The following is a 17,058-nucleotide window of genomic DNA, read 5'->3' on the forward strand; positions in this document are numbered from 1 at the left end:
TGCACGCTGTTGAGTTCTCAAGGATCGGATGCTCCTGCCTTTGGCCATCACGACCGCCCTGCAGGGCAACTTCTCTAACTTACCACTTCTTCGGTTCTTGTCAAGTCGAGCCAGGAGCTGATCTGAGTGGACCGGAGTCCGTCTGATCCTCGCCGCTTCGATGACCCGAGAGCTGGGAAGTTCCAACCTAGTCTTGAAGTGAGACGATCTCAAGTGTGAGTTTGACTCACGTGGAGATGCTCGGCTTTTGGCTGGGTATCAGTCCCACTTGAGGCCGGGAAGCTCTTCCGCTTCCCGCACCTTTGGGGTGACGAGTGATTACTTTACGCAGACCGCCAGGGGCTGGCAAATCATGGCTGCATCCCGGGCGTGTCGCCCGGATCCACGCGCTTCAGTCCCGATCAGCGTCACCGATGCCGAGGACGGCCGCTGAGCCGGAACCGGCCGCGACGACCGTCGCGACGGCGAGTGGGCTTCCGCCCCAGGCGGTGAACGAGTACTCGTCTCCGGCGGAGTCGACCGACCAACCGCGCTCGCCCGTGGTCGCGTCGATGCCGACGAGCGTGCCGTCGAGCGTGAGCAGGAGGGTCCGGTCGCTGTATCCGACGAGGCTGCCCTCGGCGTCCTGCTCCTCGTATCGGATCTCACCGTCTCGAGCGCCGACCCCGGTGTACCCGCCTTCGCCGTCGCCGAGCATGATCGTGTCGCCCACGGTGTATGCGCCGTCCCAGGTGCTCGTCAGTCCGCTGCGCCACTCGACCTCGCCGGATCGCGGGTCGAGGCGGCGGACCCGCTCCCCCGACTGGTCGGCGACGACCAACAGCCCGCTCGCGTCGAGCACCACCGGCAGCGCCCCGGTCGCCTTCCAGCGCTCGGCGCCGGTGCGGTCGTCCACCCCGCGGATCGTGGTGTCGTTGCCGGAGTAGTCGATCGCTACGAGATCGCCGCCCACCTGCTGGTAGTACCAGGAGAGGTCGCCCTGCCAGTCGATGGTCGATCCGTCGTCGAGCGAGTAGACCGCACCGTCGTAGAAGAGCTTGTCGCCCGCGGTGGTCGCCCGCTCGCCGGCGTCACCGTTGACCTCCCAGACCGGGTCGGTCAGATCCGTCGACCGATAGCGGCCGACGGTCCCGGTGCCATCGGCCGTGGTCGACGAGATGAGCAGGTCACCCTCGAGCCCCGGGACGAACGCCGCCGGTGCGGCGAAGTCGGCGAAGCCGATCCCCTCGACACTCGAGTGCTCCTGCGAGGTGGAGACCACGTGCCCGTCGCGACGGCTCACGGCGACCATGAGGTCACCCTGGCTCAGCACGATCGCTGCCGCATCCGGTGGGGAGACGACCACCGGTGCGTCGAAGCGGTCGAACTCCGGAGAGAGCTCGGTGACGCGGCGGTCCCAGAGCGTGTGGCCGTTCGCCGTGTTCACCAGGGAGACCACCGTCTCGCCCGGAACGTCGTCGAGGGCCGTCTGATCCAGTGGCCGGTCGGTCGACCACACGAGCAGCGCGGTGTTGGGGCTCGCGGTGTACCCGTTGAGGTAGAGCTCGTCGCCCGCGGGCACCTCGTCGTCCAGCGGATGCGCGAGTTCCCACGTTCCGACGGTCGGTTTCGTCGGGAGGTCGCGGAGGAGCGCGAGCCCCTCGACGCGGTGGGGAACGGCCGCGACCACGAGGAGCACGATCGCGACGATCGCAGCGACCACGGCCAGCGCGAGTCCACCGAGGATGAACCGTCCTCGGCGCGAGGGGGTCCGCTTGACCGCGGTAGGCAACGAGTCGGGGTGCCAGAGGGCACGGGGCGCGGTCGGTTCCCCAGGTGCCTCCCCCGCGGCGCTTGCCGAAGCCGGCTCGTCCGCAGCGGCTGTCGCCGGGTGCGGAGTCGACGCCTGCGCCGGCGCCGGGTCGGTGGATTCGGGATCCGGGACCGGTGTCGGCACCGCGCTCGGCGCGATCGACGTCGCGGTACCGGGGTTCGTGGGCTCAGTCGTGTCGACGTCCGGCGAAGGCAGTCGATCGGCTTCCGCTGCTGGGGCACCGGTCTCGACGTGGGGTGCATCGGTCTCGACGAGGTCGCCGTCGTCGGCCGGCGTGGGCCGGTCGTCCGTCGACTCCGGCTCGGGCTCGGCCGCCGGCTCCGGCTCGTCCGCCGCCTCGGCCGGCGTCTCCACCGTCGACAGCTCGCCCGTGCGCAGCGGCAGCATGGCCCCACAACTCGGGCACACACCGTCGCGACGGTCGACGATCTCGGTCCCGCACGCCTCGCAGAGCTGCACTCGGAGCATCCCCTTAAGGTTCGATGACGACGACGATGCCGTCGTCGGCGGATCAGGCGGGCGCTCCGTCGAGGAACAGCCCGGCGAGGGTGCGCTTGCCGCGGCGCAGCACGGCCACCCCGCCCGTGAGGAACCGGTCGTCCAGGGTCGCGTCGACGTCGTCGATCTTGCGGTTGTTCACCGAGACGCCTCCCTGGGCGACCGCGCGTCGAGCCTCGCCGAGGCTCGAGCACAGCTCCGTGTCGACGAGCGCCTGGATGACGAGCGTCTCCGCGGCCACCCGCGCGTTCGGCAACTCGGTGACGGCCGACCGCAGCGTGTCCGCGTCGAGTGCGTCCAGATCGCCCTGACCGAAGAGCGCGGCCGACGCGGCGATGGCCGCATCCGTCGCGGCGACCCCGTGGACGAGCGCGGTGACGGCGTAGGCGAGGGTCTTCTGCGCCTCCCGCTTGAACGGTTCCGACTCGGTCGCGGCCGCCAGTCGCTCGATCTCCACCCGATCGAGGAACGTGAACACCTTCAGCCGGGCGATGACGTCCGCATCGTCGGTGTTGACCCAGAACTGGTAGAACGCGTACGGGCTCGTCATGCTCGGGTCGAGCCAGACCGCGTTGCCTTCGCTCTTCCCGAACTTCGTGCCGTCCGAGTTCGTGATCAGCGGGGTCCCGATCGCGTGGACGGTGGCCCGCTCGACCCGGTGGATGAGGTCGGTGCCGCTCGTGAGGTTGCCCCACTGGTCGCTCCCGCCGGTCTGCAGGACGCAGCCGTATTCGCGGTACAGCTCGAGGTAGTCCATCCCCTGGAGGATCTGGTAACTGAACTCGGTGTAGCTGATCCCCGCCTCCGAGTTGAGGCGAGCACTGACCGCGTCCTTCTTCAGCATCGTGCCGACGCGGTAGTGCTTGCCGATCTCCCGCAGGAAGTCGATCGCGGAGAGCGGTGCGGTCCAGTCGAGGTTGTTGACCATGCGCGCGGCGTTGTCGCCCTCGAAGCTGAGGAAGCGTTCGATCTGCGCGCGGAGCGACTGCACCCACTCGGCGACGGTGTCCGGCGTGTTCAGCGTGCGTTCGGCGGTCGGTCGTGGGTCGCCGATGAGGCCCGTCGAACCGCCGACGAGTCCGAGCGGGCGGTGTCCGGCCAGCTGCAGCCGACGCATGACGAGCAGCTGGACCAGGTTGCCCAGGTGGAGGCTCGCAGCCGTCGGGTCGAACCCGCAGTAGTAGGTGATCGGTGCTCCACCGAGCAGACGCTTCAGCTCCTGCTGATCCGTCGACACGTGGACGAGCCCGCGCCAGACGAGTTCGTCCCAGACGTCCTCGAAGGTCGGATCGTTGCGCTGGTCAGGAAGAGCGAGGTTCGACACGCTTGCAAGGCTATCAGCGCGGCATCGGCTGCTGGATCGGGCGCATCGGCACCGGCGCGATCGCGGCGACCGTGACGTGCAGGAATTCCTCTCATGCGTCAGAGTTGTGGAAATACCTGCATGTTGCGACTAGGGTGATCGAGCCGACCCACCGCCGAGAGGAGAGCCGTGTACGTGCTGACCGTCGATCAGATCGCGAGCCGGACCGGCCCTGATCGCGCCGCCGGTGTCATCGAGTCGATCAACGAACGGTTCTCGGACCGCCTGCTCCTCCAGGCCGAACGCACGGCGGGCGACGAGTTCCAGCTCGCCACCGAGGATGCCGAAGTCGCGCTCGCCATCGCCTTCGACCTCCTCCGGGATCGCGGCTGGAGCGTGGGCTTCGGCCAAGGCGACGTCCGGCGTCCGCTCCCCGAGTCGACCCGAGCCGCGACCGGTCAGGCCTTCTACGCCGCACGGGAGGCCGTCACGCGGGCCAAGCGGGCGCCCTTCCGATTCGCGCTCGAGGCGGCCGACCAGCAGGGCGGCGCCGACGTCGAAGCGCTCATCGTGCTCCTGCTCCACCTCCGCGACCGGAGGACCGCCGGCGGATGGGAGGTCGCCGACCTGCTCGCGGCCGGCGTGACCCAGTCCGAGGCCGCGGCACGACTCGGCATCACCGAGAGTTCGGTCAGTCGCCGGGTCGCGGCCGCCGGAGTACGAGCCGAAGCCGCGGCGACCACCGCGCTCATCCGCCTCCTGGCGAAGCTCGACCAGGACGCCTCCGTGCACCACCCCGACGACCGAAAGGACGAGCGATGAACCTCGTCACGCTCACGCCCATCACCTGGCCGACCGTCATCGGCCTCCTCGGAAGCGCGCTCGTCTTCCTCCTGCTGGCCCGGGTGCTGAGCGCGCGTCTCGCGGACCGTCTCATGGTCGTGGCGGCTGCCCTCATGGTGATCGGGGCCCTCCTGGTCGCGCTCGTCCCCTCGGTCCCGCCGACCGGTCCGGCACTCGTCCTCCTCGGCGTCTTCGTCCTCGCCGTCGCGGTCGCCGGCGGTGGCCCGGTCGCCTCCTTCGTCCTCGCCCTCGCGACGAAGGGCAGCGTCGCCCCCGGGATCCACGGCGGCATCCTCGTGGAGCACCGGAACCCGAGCGCCTCGCAGGTCGTCGGACGTCCGATCGAAGTGCTGCGCGGCGGGACCGCCATCGGGATCCTCGAACGGCTCGCCCTCGTCGCCGCGTTGTTCTCCGGCTATCCGGAGGCGATCGCGGTGATCGTCGCGGTGAAGGGTGTCGGACGCTTCACCGAACTCGACTCGGCCGAGGCGCGCGAGCGGTTCATCATCGGCTCGCTCGCCAGCCTCCTCTGGGCTGCCGGGGTGGCGTCGATCCTGCTGCTCGCGCGAGGCTGAGTCGGCGGGTCAGTCCACGGCCCTGGGCGAGCGGCGGTAGGGCGAGACGGTCGTCTCCCCCGGGAGCACGAACCGCCACGGGTAGGCGGCTCCCCCACCGACCCCGCTGACGCCCGTCCGCGGACCGGTCGCCGAGGCGAGCGGGCGCTCGGGCAGGAGCAGGTCGAAGGGCGGCTCGGCGAGGTCGTCACCCGACTGGTCGAGCGCGATCCCGAGCGCCACGGTGAGCCGCGCCGGTCCTCTGGCCAGGTCGCGATCCGGCACCCGTTCACCGCGTCGCAGCCGCGCGAGCTCCAGGCCCGCGACGACCTCGCCGGCGCGCAGGAGGACGGCCGACGCCGTGCCGACCGGTGAGCACACGACGTTGATGCAGACGTGCATGCCGTAGCTGAAGTACGCGTACAGATGCCCGGGCGGACCGAACATCGGACTCGTGCGCGGGGTCGGACCACGGTGCGCATGGGATCCGGGATCCTCGCCGACCCCGAGATAGGCCTCGACCTCGGTGAGACGGACCGACACGGTGCCCTCGGGCGTCGTGTGGGACAGCACCGCTCCGAGCAACGCGGGCGCGACCTCGAGAGCCGATCCCGAGGTCAGCGCCCGCAGCGGGCCGGCCGTCGTCATCGGACCCCGGCCCGTCTAAAGCGAGAGGGCCTGCGACAGCGCGCCAACCCGCCCGACGAGCGTCACGAGCTGGTCCTGGACCCGCTCCGGCGCAGTCCCACCGGCGCCGAGTCGGCTACCGATCGAGCCGTCGACGGTCAGGACGCTCCGCACGGCCGGCGTGAGATGTTCCGAGACACCCGCCAGTGCGGCGTCGTCCGGTTCGTCGAGTGCAAGGCCGCGCTCCTCGCAGTACCGCACAAGCTCGCCGCTGATCTCGTGAGCGTCGCGGAAGGCGACACCCTGCTTGACGAGCCACTCGGCGACGTCCGTCGCGAGGGAGAACCCCTCCGGTGCCAGCTCGCGCAGCCGTGCCGTGTCGAAGCGGAGCGTCGCCACCATCCCGGTGAACGCCGGCAGCAACACCTCGAGCTGGTTCACGGAGTCGAACACCGGTTCTTTGTCCTCCTGCAGGTCGCGGTTGTACGCGAGCGGCAGCGCCTTCAGCGTCGCCAGCAACCCGGTCAGGTTCCCGATGAGTCGCCCGGACTTCCCGCGGGCGAGCTCGGCGATGTCGGGGTTCTTCTTCTGCGGCATGATGCTCGAGCCGGTCGAGTAGGCGTCGTCGAGGGTCACGAACCCGAACTCACGGGTGTTCCAGACGATGATCTCCTCAGCGAACCGGGACAGGTTGATCCCGATCAGCGAGGTGATGAACGCGAACTCGGCGACCACGTCGCGGCTGGCGGTGGCGTCGATCGAGTTCTCGGTCGGCCGGTCGAGCCCGAGCTCGTGTGCGACGAGCACCGGGTCGAGGCCGAGGGAACTGCCGGCGAGCGCTCCGGAACCGTACGGCGAGGCGCTCGCCCGGGCGAGCCAGTCGCGGAGCCGTTCCAGGTCGCGGGTGAGCGGCCAGGCGTGCGCGAGCAGCTGGTGGGCGAGCAACACCGGCTGGGCGTGCTGCAGGTGCGTGCGGCCGGGCATCACCGCGTCCGGGTGGGCTTCGGCCTGGGAGACGATCGCGTCGATCAGGTGGATGACGTCGCGGGCGATCACCCGTCCGTGATCGATGAGGTAGAGGCGCACGAGCGTCGCGATCTGGTCGTTCCGGCTTCGTCCGGCGCGCAGCTTCCCGCCGAGTTCCTTGCCGGCCCGTTCGACGAGCCCGCGTTCCAGCGCCGAGTGGACGTCCTCATCGCTCTCCGCCGCGACGAACGTCCCGTCGGCCACGTCGGCGTCCAGGACGTCGAGGGCGGCGAGCATCCCACCGAGCTCGTCCTCGTCGAGGTACCCCGCCGACGCGAGCGCTTCGGCATGCGCACGGGAGCCCGCGATGTCGTATGCGGCGAGGACCCAGTCGAACTGTGTGGACTTGCTCAGACGGGCGAGTTCCGGCGACGGTCCGCTCGCGAAGCGTCCACCCCAGAGTGCCCCGGATTCGCCTGCTCGGTTCTGCTGATCTGCCACGATGGGCCTCCTGTACTGCTGGCGTCCGGAGTGCTCCGGACTGGTCGGTCGGCCGCAGCCGGGGAAGGGTCAGGCCGCGGAGCCGGCGTGCTGCTGCTCGAGCAGCCACACGAGCAGGGCCTTCTGCGCGTGGAGGCGGTTCTCCGCCTCGTCCCAGATGATGCTCTGCGCACCGTCGATGACCTCGGCCTCGACCTCGAAGCCGCGATCGGCGGGCAGGCAGTGCATGAAGACGGCGTCGGACGCTGCGAGCCCCATGAGCCTGCGGTCGACGCGGTAGCCGCCGAAGATGGCGACGCGTTGCGCCTTCTCGTCCTCCTTGCCCATCGACACCCAGGTGTCGGTGATCATCACGTCGGCATCCGCCGCCGCCGTGTCGGGGTCGGTGGTCACGAGCACGGAGCCGCCCGTCGTCGCGGCGATGCGCTCCGCGTCGGCGACGACGTCCGCAGCCGGGGCGAACTCGGCCGGGGCGGCGATGCGGACGTGCATCCCCGCCGTCGCGCCGGCCAACAGGTAGGAGTGGGCCATGTTGCTCGCACCGTCGCCGAAGAACGACATCGTCAGACCGGCGAGCTCGCCCTTGTGCTCGCGGATCGTGAGGAGGTCGGCGAGGAGCTGACACGGGTGGAAGTCGTCGGACAGCGCGTTGACGACGGGCACGGTCGTCCCGGCCGAGATCTCCTCGAGACCGGACTGGGCGTAGGTCCGCCAGACGATCGCCGCAACCTGACGTTCGAGGACGCGAGCGGTGTCGGCGGCCGTCTCCTTGCCGCCGAGCTGGCTGTTGGCCGTCGAGATGATGAGCGGTGATCCGCCGAGGTCGGCGATCCCCACGGCGAAGGAGACGCGTGTCCGCGTCGAGGACTTGTCGAAGATGACCGCGACGGTCTGCGGGCCTTCGAGCGGCTTCCGCGACCAGCGGTCGCGCTTCAGCTCGGTGGCGAGGTCGAGGATCTCGGCCTGCTCGGCCGGGCTGAGGTCGTCGTCGCGGAGGAAGTGACGGGTCATGGCTGGTGGTCCTGTTCGTGTGGGTCGATGGCCGATCAGGCCTGGACGGCGTCGAGCGCCGCGCGGAAGAGGGAGGTGAACTCGTCGATCTCGGCGTCGCCGATGATGAGCGGCGGCGCGATCCGAATGCTCGTCGCGTTCGGGGCGTTGATGATGAGCCCTCGGTCGAACGCCGCGGCCGACAGCTCGGCCGCCACCGGGGCGCTCAAGCCGATGCCGATGAGCAGCCCGTGTCCGCGGACCTCCTCGACGAGCGGGGACCCGATGGCGGTGATGACGGCCCGCAACTGCTCACCGCGCGCAGCGGCGTTCTGCACGAGACCGGCGCGCTCGATCTCCTCGAGCACCGCGTTCGCCGTCGCGGTCGCGAGCGGGTTGCCGCCGAAGGTGCTGCCGTGCTGGCCGGGTCCGAACAGCTCGGAGGCGGCGCCGAAGGTGACGAGGGCGCCGATCGGCATTCCACCGCCGATCCCCTTGGCGACGGTGATCGCGTCCGGGACGATGCCGTCCCGCTGGAACGCGAACCATTCCCCCGTCCGACCGGCCCCGGTCTGGATCTCGTCGATGATGAGCAGCACGCCATGTGCCTCGGTGAGTGCCCTGGCACGGGCGAGGTAGCCCTCCGGCAGGTCGATGACGCCGGCTTCGCCCTTGATCGGTTCGAGGATCAGCGCGGCGACCCGGTCGTCGATCGCCGCCTCGAGTGCCTCGATCGTGGTCGGGATGTGCTCGACGCCACCCGGGAGCGGGTGGAACCCCTCCTGCAGGGCGGGCTTGCCGGTCAGGGCGAGCGCCCCGAAGGTCCGCCCGTGGAAGGAGTTCTCCAGGGTGAGGACCCGGGTCCGCGATCCGTCGCCGTGGTTGAGTCGGGCGAGCTTGAACGCCGCCTCGTTCGCCTCGGCACCGGAGTTCGCGAAGTACACCCGACCGCCCTCGCCCGCTCCGGCGAGACGCTTCAGTCGGGCCGCGAGCTCGAGCTGCGGCGGACTCGAGAAGTAGTTGGAGACGTGCGCAAGCGTGCTCGCCTGTCGCGTGATCGCGCCGACGAACGCCGGATGCGCATGTCCCAGTGCGTTCACCGCGATGCCCGCGAGGAAGTCGAGGTAGCGGTTGCCCTCGGCGTCCCAGACGTGGCATCCCTCACCGCGCGTCAGCATGGCGATCGGCGTGTTGAACGTGCGCATCATGTCGCGGTCGACGCGGCTCTTCCAGTCGCTCATGAGTCCTCCGGGACGACCTCGGTGCCGGAGCCGTTCTGGGTGAACACCTCGAGCAGGATGGAGTGGGGTACGCGGCCGTCGATGATGGCCGCCTTGGCGACCCCGCCGTCGACGGCGTCGAGACAGGCGGTCATCTTCGGGATCATGCCCGATTCGAGCGTGGGCAGCATGGCTCGGAGCTCACCCGTCGTGATCTGCGAGACGAGCGAGTCGCGGTTGGGCCAGTCGCTGTACAGCCCGGCGACATCGGTCAGGATGACGAGCTTCGCGGCACCGAGTGCCACCGCGAGCGCCGCGGCGGCCGCGTCGGCGTTCACGTTGAGCGTCTGGCCGGGCTGGTCGAGGTCGGGGGCGATCGAGGAGACCACCGGGATGTTACCGGCGTCGAGGTAGGCCTGCACCGAGGTGGGGTCGACGCTGACGACGTCGCCGACGAGCCCGATGTCCACGGTCTCGCCGTCGACGAGGATCGAGCGACGACGCCCGCCGAACAGGCCCGCGTCCTCGCCGGACAGTCCTGCGGCGAGCGGGCCGTGTTCGTTGATCCGCCCCACGAGCTCGGGGTTGACCTGACCCGTGAGGACCATCCGCACGACCTCCATGGCCTCGGGGGTCGTGACCCGGTACCCGCCGCGGAACTCGCTGTGGATGTCGAGCCGGTCGAGCATCGCGGAGATCTGCGGGCCGCCACCGTGCACGACGACGGGCTTCAGTCCCGCGTAGCGCAGATAGACCATGTCCTCGGCGAACGCCTGCGCGAGCTCGTCGCTCACCATCGCGTTGCCGCCGAACTTGACGACGATCGTCTGGTCGCGGAAGGTCTTCAGCCAGGGAAGCGACTCGATGAGGGTGGCGGCCTTGATCGCCGCCTCCTCGGGAGAGTTGTCTCGATACTGGGTCATCATCAGCTCGCGTACGCGCTGTTCTCGTGCACGTAGTCGTGCGTGAGGTCGTTCGTCCAGATGGTGGCTCCCGTGTCACCGGCGTGGAGGTCGATGAGCACGTGCACGGCGCGCGGCGACAGGTCGACGAGGTCGCGCGACTGATCCGGCTCGCCGGCCGTGCACACCTGGACGCCGTTCATGGCCACGTCGATCCCGTACGGGTCGAACTCGGCGCCCGTGGTCCCGACGGCCGCGAGCACCCGGCCCCAGTTCGGGTCGTTGCCGAAGATGGCCGCCTTGAAGAGGTTGCTGCGGGAGACCGCGCGGGCGACCTCGACCGCGTCGTCCTCGGACACCGCGCCGACGACCTCGATCGCGACGTCGTGGGCCGCGCCCTCGGCATCGGCCTGCAACTGCAGGGTGAGGTCGCGACAGACCTCCGTCAGCGCCTCGGTGAAGGCGGACAGCTCCGGGGTCACGCCACTCGACCCGGACGCGAGGAGCGACACCGTGTCGTTGGTGGACATGCAGCCGTCGGAGTCGAGGCGGTCGAAGGTGACACGGGTCGCGCTGCGGAGCGCCTGGTCGAGCTGTGCCGGCTCGAGCACGGCGTCGGTCGTGATGACGACGAGCATCGTCGCGAGCCCGGGGGCGAGCATGCCCGCGCCCTTCGCCATGCCGCCGACGGTCCATCCGTCCGCGCTCCGAACGGCCTGTTTCGGCTTCGTGTCGGTCGTCATGATCGCGGTCGCCGCGGCGAGGCCGGCCGCTTCGCTCGCACCGTCCTCGTCGGCGACCGCGCGGGTGGCGTCCCAGACGCCCGCGGTCAGCTTGTCGAGGTCGAGCTGTTCGCCGATGAGCCCCGTGGAGCAGACGAGGACGTCGCCGGCCGAGACCGCGAGTCGCTCTGCGACGGCCTCCGCGGTCGCGTGCGTCGTCTGGAAACCGCGCGTCCCCGTATAGCAGTTCGCGCCGCCGGAGTTCAGGACGATCGCCGAGACGATGCCGTCCTGCATGACCTGCTCGCTCCAGAGGACCGGGTTGGCCTTGCACCGGTTGCTCGTGAACACCGTCGCCGCGTGCTGCAGCGGACCGACGTTGTGGACCACCGCGAGGTCGAGGCCCCCGGAGGTCTTGAGGCCGCAGGCGACGCCCGCCGCGAGGAACCCTGCTGCTGCTGTCACACTCACGGTGCCACTCCATTCACACTCAAGCCGGTCGTCTCGGGGAGCCCGAGCGCGATGTTCGCCGATTGGATCGCCGCGCCGGCGGTCCCCTTCACGAGGTTGTCGACGGCGGTCACGACGACGACCCGTCCCACCGTCTCGTCGACGGCGAGTCCGATCAGCGCGGTGTTGGCGCCGAGGACGTCGGCCGTCCGGGGGAACGAGCCCTCGGGCAGCACCTGGACGAACGGCTCGTCGGCGTAGGCCGTCTCCCAGGCCTCGCGGACCGCTGCCGCCGTGGTGCCCGGGACGATGCGTGCCGTCGAGGTGGCCAGGATGCCGCGCGACATCGGGACGATGACCGGGGTGAACGAGATGGACGCGCGATCGGCACCGGCCGCCCGGAGGCTCTGCGTGATCTCGGGGATGTGACGGTGGGTACCGCCGACGGCGTACGGGTTGGCCGTGCCGAGCACCTCGCTCGCGAGCAGGTTGACCTTCAGGCTCTTCCCCGCGCCGGACGGCCCGACGGCGAGCACGGAGACGAGGTCGAGCGGCTCGATCACCCCCGCGGCGATGCCGGGCGCGAGGGACAGGGCGACGGTGCTCGCGTTGCATCCAGGAGCGGCGATCCGCTTGGCGCCCACGAGAGCGTCGCGCCCCCGACCGGTGGACGTCTGGAGCTCCGGCACACCGTAGGCCCAGGCGCCGAAGTAGTCGCCGCCGTAGAAGGCGTCCCAGTCGGCTTCGTCGACGAGCCGGTGGTCGGCTCCGCAGTCGACGACGAGGGTCTCCGGTGGAAGCGATGCCGTGACCTCACCCGACTTGCCGTGCGGCAGGGCGAGGAAGACGACGTCGTGTCCCGCGAGCACCTCCGGCGTCGTCGCCTCGAGGACGAGATGCCGGAGTGATCGGAGGTGTGGCTGGTGGTCGACGAGCGGTTGACCGGCGTTCGCGTGCGCGGTCACCGTCCGGACGTCGAAGTCGGGGTGGTCGGCGAGCAGCCGAAGCAGCTCGCCTCCTGCGTAGCCGGATGCTCCGGCCACCGCTACAGAGAAGGACATGGCTCTACCTTATTGAGTGGACGCTCGAGGGGCGGAGGCGGCGACTCCTGGACGACTGCACGGTCACCTGGACCGTGCGCGCACCGGGGTCGCCTATCGTCGCTCTGCGGTAGCGCGTGCGGACACGGGACGGCGGAGGGCGCGGAGCGTGATCGCCCGCGAAGAACCCTGTGCCTGGAAACGTGCCATGTCGAGAGCGTACTACGACGACGAGGATGCCGACGAATCCGCGCCCGGAGCAGCCCGCTCCGCGATGAGCGCGGCCTGGACCCGCGACCGTGCGTCGAGCTTCACGAGGATCCGGGACACGTGCGTGCGGGCCGTCGCCTCGGACAGCCCGAGCGCGGTCGCGATCCCGGCGTTGCTCAGCCCCGCGCGCAGCTGCTCGAGGACCTCACGCTCCCGTGGTGTGAGCGTGGCCAGACCGGGGTGCGCCGGAGCCGGTGCCGGCACGACCGGAGGTCTGGCCGCGGCGAGCCGTTCGAGGACTCGGCGGGTCACCTCAGGGGCGAGCACCGCCTCGCCCGCTTGCACTCGTCGGATCGCATCGACGAGGCCGGCAGCGGAGACCGTCTTCACCAGGAAGGCGTTCGCCCCGGCCGCCAGCGCCTCGTCGACGTACCGGTCGAGCGCGAAGGTGGTGAGCATGATGATGCTCGGCGGTGGGGCGACCGCGGCGAGGATGGCCGGGATCGCATCGATCCCGGAGGAACGCGGCATCTGGACGTCGAGCAACACGACGTCCGGTCGGTGTCGCACGGCTTGCGCGACGACGGCCTCCCCGTCCGCCGCCTCGGCGATGACCAGGATGTCGTCCGGCTCGTCGAGCAGCGCTCCCAGACCCGCTCTGACGGCCGCATGGTCGTCCGCGATGAGGACCGTGATGGTCATGACGCCCCTCCTGCGGTGACGACCGCGGGGGTGGCCGGCGACACCGGGGTCGGCACGGTGAGCGCTGTCCGCCAGTCGGGACCGTCCGGCCCTGCGACGAGGTCGCCTCCGACCAGGCGTGCCCGCTCGGCCAGGCCGACGAGGCCGACCCCACCGGACCCGGCGAGCACCGAAGACGCGGTCGCCGTCGGCAGCGGGTTGCTGAGCGTGACGGACAGGGCACCGGGCGGGAGCGAGACCTCGACCCGCACGGAGGCACCCGGCGCGTGCTTCGCGGTGTTCGTCAGGCCTTCGACGAGCGTGCGGAGCCCGACGATCGAGGTCTGCGCGGGGACCTCGGCGAGCGCCGCGTCGTCCGGTGCCCGTACCTCCACCTCCAGTCCGTTGGCACGGGCGACCTCGACCGCGCGGCGGACCGACTCGGCCGTGAGTCGGTCTGGTGCCTGGGCCAGCTCGTCGGCCGACTGGTCACCGCGGAGCACGTCGATCATCGTGCGCATGTCGGCGAGCGCGTCGAGACTGCTGGTCCGGACGAGTGCGAGGCTGCGCCGCAGCGCAACCGGGTCGGTGCCGTCGCGTCGTTCCAGGGCCGCCGCCGACTGCATCGCGATCGCCGAGAGGTGACCGGCGATGACGTCGTGCAGCTCCCGGCTGAGCTCGAGCCGTTCACGGGTCACGGCGTCCTGTCGGAGCGCAGCCGCTGCCTGGGCGATCGTGTCCGCGCGCTCGCGCTGGCGTTCGGCCTCGAGACGGGGATACCGGACCATCCTGCCGTACCAGATCGAACTCGCCAGGATGACCGGGACGATGATGAGCGAGCCGAGGACCACTCCCCGACCGAGCCGGGTGACGGCCTGGACGTCGTCGGTGAACCAGATCACCGCGAAGACACCGACCGACACGACGGCGAGCGCGGTGCAGGCGAACGCGGCGACGTCCATGACCCGGGACCGCGAGTAGAGCGCCGCCGCATAGGCGAGGTCGGACACGACGATGAGCATCCCGAGGCCGCTGCCTCCGGTGGTGAGCGCCTCGGCGAGGGCGATCAGGACGCCGACGGCCAGCGTGGTCAACGGACGTCGGCGGCGGAGCAGGTGCACCGCCAGGATGGCGACGAGGAACGCGAGCGTGAGGAGGAGCGGCGGTTCCGACACGGTCGTCCCCCAGGGGACATGGATCCCGAGGAGGGCGAACAGGAGTCCCATGGCCGCGCACACCGTGGTGATGACCGGCTCACGGTGTCGATCCACCCATGCGCGCGGTCCTTCGAGAGCAGCCATACCTCCATCACACCAGCTCGAGCCGCGCGGCGCGAGCGTCGGAGGGACGAGCCGGCGTACGCAGTTCCGCTGACCCAGTCGCCGGCGGATCAGCAGCACGGTCGATGTGGCACGGCATCACCCCGCGACACCATCGGAACATGGACAGCTTCACTGAACTCTTCGGCACGAGCCCACTCATCTGGGCCATCCTCGGCGCGGAGGCCGCGTTCTGGATCCTCCTCTTCGGCGGGCTCGCGGTCCGCTACCTCCTCCGGCGGCGCCGGCTCAGCGCGATCATGTTGATCGGTGTACCGGTCGTGGACCTCGTCCTCCTGGTCCTGACCGCGACCGACCTCGCGTCCGGCGAGGAGCCGAACGTCACGCACCTCCTCGCGACCATCTACCTGGGCTTCACGGTGGCGTTCGGCCACGCGCTCATCACGAAGGCGGACGTCTGGTTCGCACACCGGTTCGCGGGCGGTCCAGCACCGCGGCCGAAGCCGAAGTCCGGGCCCGCGTACGTCCGGGCCGCCTGGTCGGAGTGGCGTCGGGTGGTCCTCGCCGTCGCGATCGCGGTCGCCGGGCTCCTCGCGATGCAGGCCATGGTCGGCTGGACCGTCCCCGCCTCCTTCGCCCTCGCGAACGAGGACGTCATCTGGGGCATGATCATCAAGCTCGTCGCGGTCACCGCCATCTGGTTCGCCGCAGGCCCGGTGTACGCCGTCCTCTTCCGGAGCTCCGCGCCCGCGTCTGACACCACGGAGCGGGTTTCGAATTCCGTTCCGACATCTCAGGGGCGTCCCTAACGGCGCTCTATCTCATATCTGAGATAGAGTGACGACATGGAAGACACGGCAACGTTTGAACGAACGGACCCTGCGGCACCGCTCCGGCAGGTCGGAGCACTCATCCGCGGCGCCCGTCAGGGACGCAAACTCACCCAGGCCCAGCTGGCGGAACGCGTCGGCACGAGCCAGAGCGCGATCAACCGGATCGAGCAGGGCAGTCAGAACATCAGCATCGACCTCCTGAGCCGGATCAGCACCGCGCTCGAGAGTGAGATCGTCAGTTTCGGCGAACAGAAGAAGAACTCGCACCTCCGCGTCCAGGGTGGCCGACAGCTGCACGGGACCATCGCGGTGCGTTCGAGCAAGAACGCCTCGGTCGCGCTCCTGTGCGCCGCGCTCATGAACCGCGGCCGCACCACGCTGCACGGCATCGCCCGGATCGTCGAGGTCGACCGCATCATCGACGTCCTGCGCAGCCTGGGCGTCTCCGTGGTCTGGTCGCCCGACGGCCAGGACGTCGAGATCCACGTCCCGGACGACCTCTCACTCGAGAGCATCGACGAGGACGCCGGTCGCCGGACCCGCAGTGTGCTCATGTTCCTCGGTCCGCTGCTCGGCCGCTACGACACCTTCGCCCTCCCCTACGCCGGTGGTTGCGACCTCGGGACCCGCACCGTCGAGCCACACCTCATCGCGCTCCGGCCGTTCGGCCTGTCCATCGAGGCGACCGCCGGCTGGTACCAGGCCACCGTCGCCCCCGACGTGCCCGAGGAGCTGAGCGTCGTGCTCACCGAGCGCGGCGACACCGTGACCGAGAACGCCATCATGGCCGCCGCGGTACGCGACGGCGTCACGACCATCCGCAACGCCAGCCCGAACTACATGGTGCAGGACCTGTGCTTCTACCTGGAGCTCCTCGGCATCACCATCGAGGGCATCGGGAGCACGACGCTCCGGATCACCGGCCGCAGCGTCATCAACGAGGACGTGGACTACTGGCCGAGTGAGGACCCGGTGGAGGCGATGAGTCTGCTCACCGCCGGGATCGTCACCGACTCGGAGATCACCGTCACGCGCGTGCCGATCGAGTTCATGGAGATCGAGCTCGCGACGCTCGGCGAGATGGGACTGCGCTACACCCGCTCCCCCGAGTACGCAGCCGCGAACGGTCGGACCCGTCTCGTCGACGTCACCGTGCACCCCTCGAAACTGCACGCCCCGATCGACAAGATCCACCCCATGCCGTTCCCGGGGCTCAACATCGACAACCTCCCGTTCTTCGCGGTCATCGCGGCCTGCGCCGAGGGCGACACGCTCATCCACGACTGGGTGTACGAGGGCAGGGCGATCCACCTCACCGACCTGACCCGACTCGGCGCGAACGTCCGCCTGCGCGACCCGCACCGCATCGACGTCTCCGGGCCGACGCACTGGTCCGGCGCCGAGGTGAGCTGCCCTCCCGCGCTGCGACCGGCAGTCGTCATCCTGCTCGCCATGCTCGCCGCGAAAGGTACGAGCGTGCTCCGGAACGTCGACATCATCGCTCGCGGGTACGAGCAGCTGCAGGAGCGGCTCATCACCCTGGGTGCGTCGATCGAGACCTTCCGCGACTGAGTCCGTCCCGTCCGACGGACGCGGCCCCGCAGATCGTCGATCCGCGGGGCCGC

Annotated in this window: 15 protein-coding genes; 4 read left to right on the plus strand and 11 right to left on the minus strand. The window is 70.1% G+C overall.

Translation table 11 applies throughout. The features are described from left to right. Positions 1–391: 391 nt before the first annotated feature. A complete protein-coding gene (locus tag ITJ62_RS16510; protein ID WP_194604552.1) occupies positions 392–2,281 on the minus strand; it encodes a PQQ-binding-like beta-propeller repeat protein in 1,890 nt (629 codons plus the stop codon). A gap of 43 nt (positions 2,282–2,324) precedes the next feature. Continuing rightward, on the minus strand, positions 2,325–3,635 hold the full coding sequence (tyrS, locus tag ITJ62_RS16515) for a tyrosine--tRNA ligase (protein WP_121291724.1): 1,311 nt from the start codon (positions 3,633–3,635) through the stop codon (positions 2,325–2,327). 168 nt (positions 3,636–3,803) lie between these two features. On the opposite strand from tyrS, the gene ITJ62_RS16520 reads away from it, so the two are divergent. Continuing rightward, complete coding sequence (locus ITJ62_RS16520) at positions 3,804–4,436, plus strand: DNA-binding protein (protein WP_194604555.1); 633 nt, start codon at positions 3,804–3,806, stop codon at positions 4,434–4,436. Further along, positions 4,433–5,032: a hypothetical protein gene (locus tag ITJ62_RS16525; RefSeq protein ID WP_159879019.1), complete on the plus strand. Its 600-nt coding sequence runs from the start codon at positions 4,433–4,435 to the stop codon at positions 5,030–5,032. Before ITJ62_RS16520 ends, ITJ62_RS16525 begins: the two co-directional genes overlap by 4 nt. A gap of 9 nt (positions 5,033–5,041) precedes the next feature. Here ITJ62_RS16525 and ITJ62_RS16530 read toward each other — a convergent pair whose 3' ends face one another. The 9 genes from ITJ62_RS16530 to ITJ62_RS16570 form a co-directional block, all read right to left on the minus strand. Next, complete coding sequence (locus ITJ62_RS16530; RefSeq protein ID WP_194604557.1) at positions 5,042–5,659, minus strand: DNA-3-methyladenine glycosylase; 618 nt, start codon at positions 5,657–5,659, stop codon at positions 5,042–5,044. Between the two features lie 15 nt (positions 5,660–5,674). Next, entirely contained in the window at positions 5,675–7,105 is a 1,431-nt protein-coding gene (gene argH / locus ITJ62_RS16535; protein WP_194604560.1) for an argininosuccinate lyase, read from the minus strand. 69 nt (positions 7,106–7,174) lie between these two features. Further along, positions 7,175–8,116: an ornithine carbamoyltransferase gene (argF, locus tag ITJ62_RS16540; RefSeq protein ID WP_064294412.1), complete on the minus strand. Its 942-nt coding sequence runs from the start codon at positions 8,114–8,116 to the stop codon at positions 7,175–7,177. A 35-nt stretch (positions 8,117–8,151) separates the two neighbouring features. Then, the gene (locus ITJ62_RS16545; RefSeq protein ID WP_194604569.1) at positions 8,152–9,336 is read right to left on the minus strand and encodes an acetylornithine transaminase; all 1,185 of its coding nucleotides are present in this window, start codon (positions 9,334–9,336) and stop codon (positions 8,152–8,154) included. Beyond that, positions 9,333–10,241 carry an acetylglutamate kinase gene (argB, locus tag ITJ62_RS16550; protein WP_370581974.1) on the minus strand — a complete coding sequence of 303 codons (909 nt, stop codon included), beginning with the start codon at positions 10,239–10,241 and terminating at the stop codon, positions 9,333–9,335. Before argB ends, ITJ62_RS16545 begins: the two co-directional genes overlap by 4 nt. After that, complete coding sequence (gene argJ, locus ITJ62_RS16555) at positions 10,241–11,410, minus strand: bifunctional glutamate N-acetyltransferase/amino-acid acetyltransferase ArgJ (protein ID WP_194604575.1); 1,170 nt, start codon at positions 11,408–11,410, stop codon at positions 10,241–10,243. The genes argB and argJ overlap by 1 nt, the downstream gene beginning before the upstream one ends. Next, positions 11,407–12,450: an N-acetyl-gamma-glutamyl-phosphate reductase gene (argC, locus tag ITJ62_RS16560; protein ID WP_064294415.1), complete on the minus strand. Its 1,044-nt coding sequence runs from the start codon at positions 12,448–12,450 to the stop codon at positions 11,407–11,409. The genes argJ and argC overlap by 4 nt, the downstream gene beginning before the upstream one ends. Before the next feature lie 201 nt (positions 12,451–12,651). Beyond that, a complete protein-coding gene (locus ITJ62_RS16565) occupies positions 12,652–13,341 on the minus strand; it encodes a response regulator transcription factor (protein ID WP_194604578.1) in 690 nt (229 codons plus the stop codon). Then, positions 13,338–14,621: a sensor histidine kinase gene (locus tag ITJ62_RS16570; RefSeq protein WP_194604581.1), complete on the minus strand. Its 1,284-nt coding sequence runs from the start codon at positions 14,619–14,621 to the stop codon at positions 13,338–13,340. The genes ITJ62_RS16565 and ITJ62_RS16570 overlap by 4 nt, the downstream gene beginning before the upstream one ends. Positions 14,622–14,761: 140 nt before the next feature. Here ITJ62_RS16570 and ITJ62_RS16575 point away from each other — a divergent pair, with 140 nt between their 5' ends. Beyond that, complete coding sequence (locus tag ITJ62_RS16575; protein WP_194604584.1) at positions 14,762–15,409, plus strand: hypothetical protein; 648 nt, start codon at positions 14,762–14,764, stop codon at positions 15,407–15,409. Positions 15,410–15,445: 36 nt separating this feature from the next. After that, a complete protein-coding gene (locus ITJ62_RS16580; protein WP_124769494.1) occupies positions 15,446–17,005 on the plus strand; it encodes a UDP-N-acetylglucosamine 1-carboxyvinyltransferase in 1,560 nt (519 codons plus the stop codon). Positions 17,006–17,058: the final 53 nt, after the last annotated feature.

The sequence above is a fragment of the Plantibacter sp. VKM Ac-2876 genome, from assembly GCF_015350715.1.
Taxonomy (GTDB): domain Bacteria; phylum Actinomycetota; class Actinomycetes; order Actinomycetales; family Microbacteriaceae; genus Plantibacter; species Plantibacter auratus.